The organism is Burkholderia sp. GW821-FHT14F03 (genome assembly GCF_058803765.1).
This window is the reverse complement of the sequence record NZ_JBXAPG010000009.1, coordinates 1-11,504: the sequence shown is the minus strand read 5'-3', so window position 1 is coordinate 11,504 and position 11,504 is coordinate 1. Positions and strand designations below refer to the sequence as shown.

Here is an 11,504-nt window from a genome sequence, read left to right as displayed (position 1 = left end):
CGATGCGGGAATGGGATCGGTGGCGAGCGTCGCACGATGCATGTCGTACGCGGGGTGGCGGGTGTGACGGGCGAGTCAGTCGTGCGTGCTCGCGTAGGGCATATATGTTTGGCAGCCTATTGGCGCGATTTCGGCAGCGTGCGCGGGCGGTTGGGGCGGGAGCGCCCGATCCGCATGATGCATCGAGCGCGCGACGCGGGAATGGGATCGATGGCAGGTGGCGCACGATGCATTTCATGGACGGGGTGGCGGGTGTGACGGGCGAGTCAGTCGTGCGTGCTCGCGTAGGGCATATGTGTTTGGCGGCCTATTGGCGCGATCTCGACGGCGTGCACGGACGGTTGGGGTGCAGCAGCGCCCAATCGGCATGATGCATCGGGTGTGCGACGCGGGAACGGGGCCGACGTAGGCCGAGCCCGATGCATTTCGTGCGCGGCGCGGCTGGTGCGAGTGCGTGCCTGAGTGGCGAATGCCCTGTCGTGCGCCACTCAGGCACGCGTGTTCGCGTAGGGCGTATGGCCCGGCGATTCCGACGGCGCGCGGGCGGTCGCCGCGTCGTTCGACGAAACCTGCTGCGCGTGGGTTCGCGAGCGGTGCGCCGTCGGCGTGTCGATTCGCGCGAGCCGGCGGACTTCCGGCTGGGCGGAAAATGGACTGCCTATATATAGCTGGATTCGATTCGACCCGCGACGACGGCGAGGATCGCGTGCTTCGGTTCATCCCGCGTTGCGCGGACCGGCGCCGACCGCCGGCCGGGTCCGCCGCACGGATCATTGCCAGCGGCCGTCGATGTAGATCCAACTGGATCCATGGTGGCGCCAGTAGCCGGGCACCCAGCGATGACCTGGGCGGACGGCGATCCAGCGGCCGGGTATCCATATATAGCGGCCGTGCTGCCAGCGCCAGTAGCCGTCGGTCCAGAGATAGCCGTGGTGGCGCGGCGGCGGTGGACGCCGGTCATGGCGATGCGGCGGTGGCGGGCGGTTCGGGCGGTTGGGATGCGGCGGCCGGCCGGGACGAGGGCCATGGTCGGGCGGTGGCGGCCGCTGCGCGTTGGCGTGCCGGATCGGCAGGGCAAGGACGGTCGCGCACAGCGCGAGCAAGCAGTGACGACGGTTCATGGCATTCCCGGCGAATGGGTAGGCGAAGGGGGATGGACTTCACCATCGCGCAGCGCGGCTGCCCGGACGTTACGGCGCGGGTTACGGCCATTACAGCATGTCGTGACGGCCCGTTGCGGCGGCAACGGGCCGTCCGTGGCGGCGGGGCGCCCGGAAGAAGGGCTTGCGCAGCGAAGGGAGTCGGTAAAAAATGCTGATTTGGCTGTTTCATTCCATTACGTTTGTTGTTTCTATGCAACCGTCAAGACGGTGACACACAGGAATGGCACGCTGGAACCCATCAAAAAGACCTCGTCAAGAGGTCAAAAAAAGCCGTTAAAACAAATACTTATAACAGACTAGCATTGCTATTATTTCTAGTTCTGGAAAAGCTTATTTCTTTATTTGCGAATGGCGCGCCTAGGGTACACCCCTAAACTCACGGTTCCCAGAACGGGCAACCATCCGGGCGCGGCCATAGGCAGTAGAGCAGTACGACATGGCGCTTCCGGGCGGTTGCTGACCGTTTATCGAAACGAGGTCGCAAGGCCTGCCTTTTTTAAAAGGGAGCTCCACGAATGAAAAAGACTCTGATCGTTGCAGCAGCTGCAGCATCGTTCGCAACCGTCGCACACGCACAAAGCAGCGTCACGCTGTACGGCGTGCTGGACGCGGGCATCACGTACCAAAGCAATGTCGCCAGCAAGTCGCTGTGGTCGATGGGCACGGGTATTGATCAAAGCCGCTTCGGCCTGCGTGGTACGGAAGACCTGGGTGGCGGCCTGAAGGCAATCTTCACGTTGGAAAGCGGTTTCAACATCGGTAACGGCCAATTCCGCAACGGTGGCGGGATGTTCAACCGTCAAGCGTTCGTCGGCCTGTCGAGCAACTACGGCACCGTCACGCTGGGTAAGCAGTATGACTCCGTGCAAGACTACCTGGCACCGCTGACCGCAACGGGCAGCTGGGGCGGCACGTACTTCGCTCACCCGCTGAACAACGACAACCTGAGCACGAACAACGGTTACTCGCCGAACAACTCGGTGAAGTTCACGAGCGCGAACTACGCTGGCCTGCAATTCGGCGGCACGTACTCGTTCTCGAACAACTCGAACTTCGGTGACAACCGTGCGTACAGCGCAGGCGCAGCGTACCAGTTCCAAGGCCTGAAGCTGGCAGCAGCTTACTCGCAAGCGAACAACCCGGGCGACGCGAACACCAACGGCGCGATCACCACCGGTTCGCTGTTCGCAGGCCAAGGCCGCACCCGCGTGTACGGTGCAGCAGCAGGCTACGCATTCGGCCCGGCGCAAATCGGCGCAGCATGGACGCAATCGCGTCTGGACAACACGACGGTCCTGGCACAGTCGATCCGCGCTGACAACTACGAAGTCAACGCAAAGTACAACCTGACGCCGGCTCTGGGCCTGGGCGCTGCTTACACCTACACGAACGCCAAGCTGGGTTCGCAAAGCGCGCACTGGAACCAATTCGGCCTGCAGGCTGACTACTCGCTGTCGAAGCGCACCGACGTGTACGCGCAAGCTGTGTACCAACGTTCGTCGAAGAACGCTGGCGCGTCGATCTACAACGGCGACGTCACCACGCCGTTCAGCTCGTCGATCAACCAAACCGCAGCAACGGTTGGTCTGCGTCACCGCTTCTAAGCATGACGACGGCCGGATTCGTCCGGCCTTTGAAAAAGCCGCCTTCGGGCGGCTTTTTTTATGCCCGCGCGCGCCGGGCATAAAAAAGAGGGCGCTTGGCCCTCTCTGCTTGCTTGATCCGTCCCTTTCGGCGTTCGCTCAGCGCGTGTAATCGCCGCTCGCTTCCGGCTGGAACACGATTTCCGCGACCTTCATGGTCTTGTCCGCGCCGTTCGGCAGCGTGATTTTCACGAGTTCGCCGTGCTGCGCGCCCAGCAATGCCATGCCGACGGGCGTAAACACGTTCAGGCGGCCTGCTTCGAGGTTGGCGGCGTCAGGGTACACGATGGTCCAGGTCATGCTGTCCTGGGTCGTTTCGTCGGTCAAGGTGATCTGCGAATTCATCGTCACGATGGTCGGCTTGATCGCGCTCGGCTGGACGATGTCCGCGCGTTCGAGCAGCGCGTCCAGCATGTCCTGGAAACGGGGTTGGTGTTCGGCGTGCTTTTCGAGGCGGGCGACGTCGAGTTCGGTCAGTTGGCAGATGCGTTTTTTCATGTCGGTTCTCCAATGGATCGGCAAAGGCGGATAAGGCAGGCCAGCGAGGATCGCCCGGAGCCTGACCGACGCGGCTCCGGTTCAGGGGAGAGGGCTGTCAGGTCGGGCGCCGGGCTGCGGCGAGCGGTGCCGGGGCCGTGTGTCGAAAACGGGGATGCGCGAGCGCGCACGCGCGCGCCGCGCCAGGCGGGCGCGGCTGGAAGGCGTGTGCGGGTGGGGTGCGCATGAGCGAAGCCGTTAAGTTGTAAGGCAGATGATCCTTACGACTATACAACATCTCGGGCGGGCACGGCGCCTCGACACCTCCTCCAGCTTTCATATTGTTGCCAAAATGAATTAATTGAAGGGGCTATATACCGAGTGTGGCGATTTATATTTGCCACTGGTGCAACAGTCTATGTCGAAACTAGGGGTTTCCCCTTGATCGTGCGCTGACTAGACTCAACTCAATCGCTTCAGACATTGGTGCCCGGGGCGAGGTCAATACAAGATCACGGAGGGAATTACCATGAAGTCATTCGTCTATGCCGCCGTTGCCGCCTCGATCCTTGCCGCGCCGCTCGCGGCGTTCGCCCAGTCGGACACGCAGCAGCCCGTCACCCGCGCGGAAGTGCGCGCCGACCTGATCCAGCTGGAGCAGAAGGGTTATCGGCCCGAAGCCAGCGATTCGCAGTATCCCGACAACATCCAGGCCGCGGAGCGGCGCGCGCAGTCGGCGCCGCAGACCCTGACCCACGCCGACACCAGCGGCTATGGCGTGCAGCCGGTCAACGAGACGCAATCCGGCCGTCGCATCGTCGTGGCGCCCAGCTCGCCGAACTCGATCTACTTCGGTCATTGAGATAGCGGCCGGGCGAGCGCGGTCCGACGCCCGCCCGCGTGCGATCCGCGCAGCCGACGGCTGCACGGATGCGCGAATCCGATAACGGAACCTCCGTCGCCGCATTCCGGCGGCTTTGCCCAGACGCCCTGCGTTTGGGCATTTTTTGCGGAATGCGGCGGACTTACTCGGTCGACGACGTGGCCGGCGTGCCGTGGATGTAGTGTTCGAGCTGGCTGATCGTGAACTGCTGGTCGGCGATCACGCTTTTCACGAGATCGCCGATCGAGACGAGGCCGACGAGCTTGCCCTGATCGATCACGGGCAGGTGGCGCATCCGATGCGTGGTCATCAATGCCATGCATTCGTCGGAGGTCTGCGACGGTTCGACGTAGCGCACCTTGGCCGTCATGATCTCCTCGACGCGCGTGGCCTTCGACGAGCGGTCGAGCAACACGACCTTGCGCGCGTAATCGCGTTCCGTGACGATGCCGGCGATGTCGTCGCCGTCGACGACGAGCAGCGCGCCGATCCCTTTCTCCGCCATCAGCTTGATCGCGTCGTAGACCGAGGCCGTTTTCGCGACGAGGTGGATCGTGTTGCCGTGATCAGGCTTGGATTTGAGAATCTGTGCGACGGTGGTGCTCATACGCTGTCTCCATTAGGCTGGGTGGGCGCGTCGCGTATCCGCGTCGGCAAGTCAAGTATAGATCCACATACGGCGCGGGCGCAGTCTGGGCAAGAGATTGACGGTAAAATCTGCCGGGCTACCATACAGAACAAGATCACTCAGATCACACTTTAAAGTTCATTCGCTCCATGCATTCGCTGACGCCTCCGACTTCCCCGTCGCCCCAACCCGCTGCCGCGCCCGCCGACGAGTGCGTGGCGCTCATCGCCACGGCCACGCTGCCGACCCGCTACGGAACCTTCACGTCGTATGCGTTCCGGGTCGACGGCAGCGAGGCCGAACATCTGGCGCTGGTGATGGGCGACGTCGCCGGGCAGTCGTCCGTGCTCACCCGGCTGCATTCCGAGTGCCTGACGGGCGACGTATTCGGTTCGTATCGCTGCGATTGCGGTGAACAGCTCGACCTCGCGCTGCGCTACATCGCGGCCGAGGGGCGCGGCGTGCTCTTGTACCTGCGCGGCCACGAAGGGCGCGGCATCGGCCTGAGCAACAAGATCCGCGCCTATGCGCTGCAGGAGCAGGGGCGCGACACGGTCGAGGCGAACCTCGATCTCGGCTTGCCGGACGATGCGCGCGAATACGATTCCGCGGCCGCGATCCTGCGGATCCTGAAGGTCACGTCCGTGCGCTTGATGAGCAATAACCCGAACAAGTTCGATACGCTGGCGAGGCACGGGATTCCCGTCTGCGAACGGGTTGCGCTCGCGGTGCCCGTGCGCGAGGAAAACGAGCGCTACATCCGCACCAAGCAAAGCAAGTTCGGGCACTACCTCAACGAGAACGAATAAGCGGTTTACCCGCCCAGCTGGCCCGCGCGCCGTACCTGGTACGGCCCGAAGCGCTCCTGCGCGATCGGCAGGCCGAAGCGGCGCCGCATCTCGGCCTGGATCCAGTCGCAGGCATATTGCGCGCAGTCGGTGAGCACGTGGCGGTCGGCATGGCCGTCGATGTCGTACACGAACCGCACGCCGACCTCGTCGTCGCTCAGGCAGCGTTCCAGCTGGTTCAGGTGCAGGCGCGGCGCGCGCGTCTGGGCGAGCGCGCGCAGCTCGTCGAAGTGGTACTCGAGCCAGTCGGCGAAAAACAGCGCGTCGCCGCGATCCGCGAGCCGGAACGCCGCGCTGCGCGACAGGCGCATGCCCGGCTCGGCCGTCGGCGGCGCGGCCGTGGGATGTTGCGTCGCCTCAGGTGCTGCGTCGCGGCTGGTCGGCGCGAGCGGCGGCTCGGCCGGGCGCAGCTGGCGGTGCGTGCGCAGCGCGTGCCAGAACAACGTGTCGCCGTGCGCGGTCGAGGGGTGCATCGTCAGGTCGTGCTCGTCCGCGCCGAGCATCTCGGCCTGGCGGATCACGAGGCGCAGCGTGCACAGCGGCGCTTCACCGGAAAACAGCGTCGCGGCGCGCGGCAGGCCCCACGGCTGGGGCAAGGGCGCGTGCGCGCGGAACACGAGCCCGTGCCGGTCGATGCGGGCGAGCGGCAGGCGATTGGCGAAGCCGGGGTAGGCGACGGCGATGCGGGTGCCAGGATCGCTGTCGAGCCCGGGCATCATCGCGCGGAACAGCGACGAATGATCCATCGAAAATCCTTCAGAAGCGGGCAGGGGCAAGTCGGCCGGCGTGCTCACGCGGCCGCGGCGGGCGGCGCGCAGAGTTCCGGGTCCAGGTCGAGGGCGGCCAGGGTCTGGCGATCGAGATCGATCCAGCAGGCGACCACCATGCGGCCGTCGATCGACTGCGCGGGGCCGGCCCGGTGGGCGTGCACGCCGATCCGGCGGAACAGGCGCTCCATGCTCATGAAGGTCACCCCGATCAGTTGCCGCGCGCCGCGCCGCGCCGCGCACTCGACCACCGCGGCCAGCATCGGTTTCACCGCCCACATGAGATTGCCCGCGTGCGCGGGATCGTCGGTGTTCGCGGCGAAGCGCGACAATTCCCACACTGCGGTCGATTGCGGCGCCGGCATGTCGGCGGCGAGCAGGTCCGGGAACAGTTCCTTCAGCAGGTACGGGCGGGTCGTCGGCAAGAGCCGCGCGCAGCCGCAGATGCTGCCGGCTTCGTCGCGCGCGAACACATAAACAGTATCATCGCGATCATACTGATCCCGCTCGAATGCTTCGTCCGCCGACGGCAGCTTCCAGCCCAGTTGCTCGACGAAGATCCGGTGTCGATATAGGCCCAGATCAGCGGCTAGATCGCTGGGTAGGCGGCCGTCGCCGTGAACGAAAGTCTGCATGATGTCCTCGTGTTTATGCTTTTGGATGGGCGCATTACATCGCGCGCCCCGAGGACAAGTAACTGTCAACCCTTACAGGATGAATTTGTACGAAACAAGACCGTTGCCGGGGTTGTCGCTGTAAGATTCAGATTGAAAAGATCGGATTATTTGCTTATAAATCAGCAATGTTTCGGACGATTGGAAACGCGCGGCCTGAGCGCGCGTCACTGCAGGGTGGAGCCGGTGCGATAAGCGTCGAATTGACCGAGGGCGGCCGCGGCGACGGCGGACGGCCAGTTGAGCTGGGCGAGGCGGCGTGACAGGGCTGCCGCCGTCGGCTCCATGCCGATGTCGGCGCCGAGGCGGTCGACGCCCATCACGTTGCTGCGCACGTCGCCCCAAGCGATGACGAGCGCACCCGTGGTACTGTCGATGTACCAATCCCAGCCGACCGTGATGTGTGCTGCACCCGCTCGCAGCGCGCGTTCCCATTCGGTGTAGCCGGCGAGGCGCGCGTCGATCGACGAGGTGCGCAGTTCGACCAGCAGCGAGGGATCGAGGCCGGACGAGACATGGACGAGCGGCAACTCGGCGAGCGTATGCAGCGGCACGCGCACGTAGCCGTCGGCGGATGGGCCGCAGAAGCGATGAAGCAGTGGTGAATTCATGCGCGGAATGTATCAGTCCGCGGGCAGGCTGAAACCTAGCAAGTATGACAGCGTGAAGTTGTCGGAGATCAAATGGAACTGCGCTGGCAAGATGCCTATCAACAATTTAGCGCTGCGGAAAACGAGCAGCAGCTGTTTCAACTCATCGCGGCCTATACCAAGCGTCTAGGCTTCGAGTATTGCTGCTATGGGATCCGGGTGCCGCTGCCGGTGTCGAAGCCGGCCGTCGCGATCTTCGACACCTATCCCGAAGGTTGGATGGCGCGCTATCAGGAGATGTCGTATCTCGACATCGACTCGACCGTGCGCGAAGGCGCGCGCACCACCAACATGATCGTCTGGCCCGACGCGGACACCGCCGACCAGCCGCGCCTGTGGAACGATGCGCGCGAGCATGGGCTGGCCGTCGGCGTCGCGCAGTCGAGTTGGGCCGCGCGCGGCGTGTTCGGTCTGCTGACGATCGCGCGCCATGCGGATCGGCTCACGCCCGCCGAAATCAACATGCTGACCTTGCAGACCAACTGGCTCGCGAACCTGTCGCACTCGCTGATGAGCCGCTTCCTGGTGCCGAAGCTCGCGCCGGAGGCGAGCGTCACGCTGACCCAGCGCGAGCGCGAGGTCCTGTGCTGGACGGGCGAAGGCAAGACCGCGTGCGAGATCGGCCAGATCCTGAGCATCTCCGAGCGCACGGTGAACTTCCACGTCAACAACATCCTCGACAAGCTCGCCGCGACCAACAAGGTGCAGGCCGTCGTCAAGGCGATCGCGATGGGCCTGATCGAGGCGCCGTGAGGCTGCGCGCCGCGCGCTCGCCGCGCGGCGTCATTCCATCAGCGGTTCGGCTTCCCGGGCGGTCCAGCTGACGCTCGAGATGCTCTTCTCCATGCTCATCCGGCTCGCGATCTGTTCGAGCTTCTGCTGATCCTTCGGGTGCAGCTTGAGCGTCGCGGTCACCTTGATCCGCTCGGGCTGCTCGGGCACGTCCTCGCTCGTCAGGCTCTGGAACGACAGCGGCTTCGCGTACATCGAGTTCGACAGCAGTGTCCGGATATGCACTTCGTCGGACGCGAGGCAGATCGCCGTGATCTGGTATTCGCGCACCAGGTCCGCGTTGGAGACGGGCGTCGAGTTGATCGCCTGGCTCACGCCGCGCAGCAGCGTATTGGTGAGCAGTACGACGCCGGTGCCGGCGATGGCCGGCAGGAAGTGGCCGGAGCCCGACAGCACGCCGACCGCGGCCGAGCACCACAGGGTCGCCGCCGTGTTGATGCCCTGGATGGAGCCTTTGTCGCGCATGATCACGCCGCCGCCGAGGAAGCCGACGCCGGACACCACATAGGCCGCGATCTGCGTGACGCCGGCGATGCCGTTGCCGGTCAGGACGCCGAGCGTGACGAACAGGCATGCGCCGCTCGTGACGAGCGTGATCGTGCGCAGGCCGGCGGTGCGCTGGCGCATCTGCCGCTCCAGGCCGATCGCGACGCCGCAGGCGAACGCGGTGAAAAGACGAAGTGCGAAATCGAGAGTCATAGTTGTCCTGCCGTACATGTGACGTCGCCGTTTCCCAGCAACCGGCGGCGCGGGGGCTCGCGCATCGACGTCCTCGCGAGCAATGTACCGCGTGGACGGGTCAGGTTGTGTGAAACGGAGGGAGCACGCGCCGCGCGCACGGAACGCGGGCGGCGGCAGCGCGGCGGCTGCGGCAGGCGGGCGTTCAGGCGGCGAAGCGTGTGGGCGTTGCGCTGCTACTGTCCACGACGATTCCTGAATGATTGAATGGCCGGCATTCTAGGGGCGACCCGTCGCGGCCGTCAACCCGCGCGGCTGGCTGCGCGGCCGCATACGGGAAAGGGACGCGTGCCTCGCGCCCGCGTGAGCGGCGGGATGGATTCAGGCGCCGGGCGCGCGCACCAGCCGCACCCGGGTGATCTCGGACGGCGCGCCGAAGCGCTTCGGCGGCCCCCAGTAGCCGGTGCCGCGGCTCGTGTAGACCCACAGCCCGTTCAGTCGCGCGAGCCCGGCCGTGAACGGCTGCTGCAGCCGCACGAAGAAATTCCACGGGAAGAACTGGCCGCCGTGCGTATGCCCCGACAGTTGCAGCGTGAAGCCGGCGTCCGCCGCCGCATCGGCGCTGCGCGGCTGATGGGCGAGCAGCACGCGGATCCGGATGTCGGCGGGCGCGCCCGCGAGCGCCGCGTCCGGGTCGCTGCGATGGGCGGGATCGAAGTGGCCCGCCGAATAGTCGGTGACGCCCGCGATCACGAGCTGGCCGTCGCCGTGGACGAGGGTGCGATGCTCGTTGAGCAGCACGTCGAGCCCCAGCCGCCGGAATTCCGCGATCCACGCGTCGGCGCCCGAGTAGTACTCGTGGTTGCCGGTGACCACGTACGCGCCGTGCCGCGCGCGCAGCGCGCCGAGCGGGGCGGCGTGATGCGCGAGCTGCTCGACCGCGCCGTCGACGACGTCGCCCGTCACGGCGATCAGGTCCGGCTGAAGCCGGTTGACCGCCTCGACGATCGCCTCGACATAGCCGCGCTTGATCGTCGGCCCGACGTGGATGTCGCTGATCTGCACGATCGTGAAACCGTCGAGCGCGGCGGGCAGGCCGTCGATCGGCACGTCGACGTCGACCACGCGCGCGCGGCGGCGTGCGTTGACGAAGCCGATCGCGCTGACCGCCAGCGCCGCGAGCGGCACGCCTGTCGCGGTGGCGGCGCGCCAATGCGCGAATGCGAGCGTGCCGGGCGCGAACGTGTCGACCGTCAGCAGCGACGCGAGCAGCACGTCGCGCGCCAGCGTCAGCACCAGCAGCGAGGAGAAGAAACCCATCGCGAGCAGGCCGATCCAGGCGACGCGATCGCCGAGCGGCTGGCGCTCGAAGGTGCGCGACAGCATGCCGAGCGGGATCAGGAAGCACGACGCGACGAGCCACAGCGCGGCGCCCCAGCGCGCGGCGGGCGCGGCCAGGTCGGGAATCAGGCGGAAACCGACATAGGCGTGCAGCAGCACGCCGATGACGGTCAGCCGGAGCAGGAAGGCGGAAATGCGGCGCATGGGGAGACCGGCAAGGGAGGCGCCGGACGTGCCGGCGCGGGAGGGCGGAACGCTTACTCGATGCGCGCGATGTCGTCGAAATCGAAGCGCGGGCTGCGCGGGAACAGGCCCTTCGGATCGCCGTAGCCGAGATTGACGAGGAAATTCGCCTTGATCGACGTGCCGGCGAAGAACGCGGCGTCGACCTGCGCGGGATCGAAGCCCGACATCGGCCCGGCGTCGAGGCCGAGCGCGCGCGCGGCGAGGATCAGATACGCGCCTTGCAGCGAGGCGTTGCGAAACGCGGTGGCCTCGATCAGCGCCGGGTTGCCCGCGAACCAGCTGCGCGCATCCGCATGCGGGAACAGGCGCGGCAGGTGTTCGTAGAACGCGAGGTCCATGCCGACGATCACGGTGACGGGCGCGGCCATCGTCTTCTCGAGATTGCCTTCCGAGAGCGCGGGCTTGAGCTTCGCCTTCGCTTCGGGGGACTTCACGAACACGAACCGGGCCGGGCTCGCGTTGGCGGAAGTCGGGCCGTACTTGACGAGATCGACCAGCTCGCGCAGCAGGGCGTCGTCGACGGGCTTCGGCTGCCACGCGTTATGGGTGCGTGCGGTGCGGAACAGTTGATCGAGGGCGGAGGCGGAAAGCGTCATGGTGGATCCGGATGAAAGCGCAAGCGGCGTGCCGCCGTGCGGCTAGAATTTCAAAAAGGGCCGGCGACGCGCCCGGAGCTGTCTCTTCTCCACACCTGACGCTGCCGACGATCGGCGG

Annotated in this window: 13 protein-coding genes; 4 read left to right on the top strand and 9 right to left on the bottom strand. The window is 65.8% G+C overall.

Annotation, left to right across the window (positions count from 1 at the left end):
* Positions 1-770: 770 nt before the first annotated feature.
* Positions 771-1,121 (bottom strand): hypothetical protein, encoded by a 351-nt coding sequence (locus AC1RQF_RS08180; RefSeq protein ID WP_492871737.1) that lies wholly within the window; start codon positions 1,119-1,121, stop codon positions 771-773.
* Positions 1,122-1,678: 557 nt separating this feature from the next.
* Between AC1RQF_RS08180 and AC1RQF_RS08175 the strand changes: the two genes are divergently transcribed.
* Positions 1,679-2,767 carry a porin gene (locus AC1RQF_RS08175; protein WP_273998247.1) on the top strand — a complete coding sequence of 363 codons (1,089 nt, stop codon included), beginning with the start codon at positions 1,679-1,681 and terminating at the stop codon, positions 2,765-2,767.
* Between the two features lie 138 nt (positions 2,768-2,905).
* Here AC1RQF_RS08175 and AC1RQF_RS08170 read toward each other — a convergent pair whose 3' ends face one another.
* Complete coding sequence (locus AC1RQF_RS08170) at positions 2,906-3,304, bottom strand: GreA/GreB family elongation factor (RefSeq protein ID WP_492871736.1); 399 nt, start codon at positions 3,302-3,304, stop codon at positions 2,906-2,908.
* Positions 3,305-3,812: 508 nt separating this feature from the next.
* Here AC1RQF_RS08170 and AC1RQF_RS08165 point away from each other — a divergent pair.
* Positions 3,813-4,145, top strand: coding sequence for a DUF4148 domain-containing protein (locus tag AC1RQF_RS08165; protein ID WP_273998249.1), 333 nt, complete (start codon positions 3,813-3,815; stop codon positions 4,143-4,145).
* 163 nt (positions 4,146-4,308) lie between these two features.
* Here AC1RQF_RS08165 and AC1RQF_RS08160 read toward each other — a convergent pair whose 3' ends face one another.
* Positions 4,309-4,773, bottom strand: coding sequence for a CBS domain-containing protein (locus tag AC1RQF_RS08160; protein ID WP_273998250.1), 465 nt, complete (start codon positions 4,771-4,773; stop codon positions 4,309-4,311).
* A 170-nt stretch (positions 4,774-4,943) separates the two neighbouring features.
* On the opposite strand from AC1RQF_RS08160, the gene ribA reads away from it, so the two are divergent.
* The gene (gene ribA, locus AC1RQF_RS08155) at positions 4,944-5,603 is read left to right on the top strand and encodes a GTP cyclohydrolase II (RefSeq protein WP_273998251.1); all 660 of its coding nucleotides are present in this window, start codon (positions 4,944-4,946) and stop codon (positions 5,601-5,603) included.
* Between the two features lie 5 nt (positions 5,604-5,608).
* Here the strand turns inward: ribA and AC1RQF_RS08150 are convergent, their stop codons facing one another.
* The 3 genes from AC1RQF_RS08150 to AC1RQF_RS08140 form a co-directional block, all read right to left on the bottom strand.
* The gene (locus tag AC1RQF_RS08150; RefSeq protein ID WP_273998252.1) at positions 5,609-6,388 is read right to left on the bottom strand and encodes a hydroxymethylglutaryl-coenzyme A reductase; all 780 of its coding nucleotides are present in this window, start codon (positions 6,386-6,388) and stop codon (positions 5,609-5,611) included.
* A gap of 44 nt (positions 6,389-6,432) precedes the next feature.
* Positions 6,433-7,044 (bottom strand): acyl-homoserine-lactone synthase, encoded by a 612-nt coding sequence (locus tag AC1RQF_RS08145; RefSeq protein WP_273998253.1) that lies wholly within the window; start codon positions 7,042-7,044, stop codon positions 6,433-6,435.
* A 206-nt stretch (positions 7,045-7,250) separates the two neighbouring features.
* The gene (locus AC1RQF_RS08140) at positions 7,251-7,694 is read right to left on the bottom strand and encodes a DUF4902 domain-containing protein (protein ID WP_273998254.1); all 444 of its coding nucleotides are present in this window, start codon (positions 7,692-7,694) and stop codon (positions 7,251-7,253) included.
* A gap of 72 nt (positions 7,695-7,766) precedes the next feature.
* Here AC1RQF_RS08140 and AC1RQF_RS08135 point away from each other — a divergent pair, with 72 nt between their 5' ends.
* Positions 7,767-8,486, top strand: a complete 720-nt coding sequence (locus tag AC1RQF_RS08135; protein WP_273998255.1) for an autoinducer binding domain-containing protein — start codon at positions 7,767-7,769, stop codon at positions 8,484-8,486.
* Positions 8,487-8,516: 30 nt separating this feature from the next.
* Here AC1RQF_RS08135 and AC1RQF_RS08130 read toward each other — a convergent pair whose 3' ends face one another.
* From AC1RQF_RS08130 to AC1RQF_RS08120, 3 genes are all read right to left on the bottom strand, one after another.
* Positions 8,517-9,224: an MgtC/SapB family protein gene (locus AC1RQF_RS08130; protein ID WP_273998257.1), complete on the bottom strand. Its 708-nt coding sequence runs from the start codon at positions 9,222-9,224 to the stop codon at positions 8,517-8,519.
* Positions 9,225-9,584: 360 nt separating this feature from the next.
* Positions 9,585-10,748 carry a metallophosphoesterase gene (locus tag AC1RQF_RS08125; RefSeq protein WP_273998259.1) on the bottom strand — a complete coding sequence of 388 codons (1,164 nt, stop codon included), beginning with the start codon at positions 10,746-10,748 and terminating at the stop codon, positions 9,585-9,587.
* Positions 10,749-10,801: 53 nt separating this feature from the next.
* Positions 10,802-11,386 (bottom strand): malonic semialdehyde reductase, encoded by a 585-nt coding sequence (locus AC1RQF_RS08120; protein ID WP_252986037.1) that lies wholly within the window; start codon positions 11,384-11,386, stop codon positions 10,802-10,804.
* Positions 11,387-11,504: the final 118 nt, after the last annotated feature.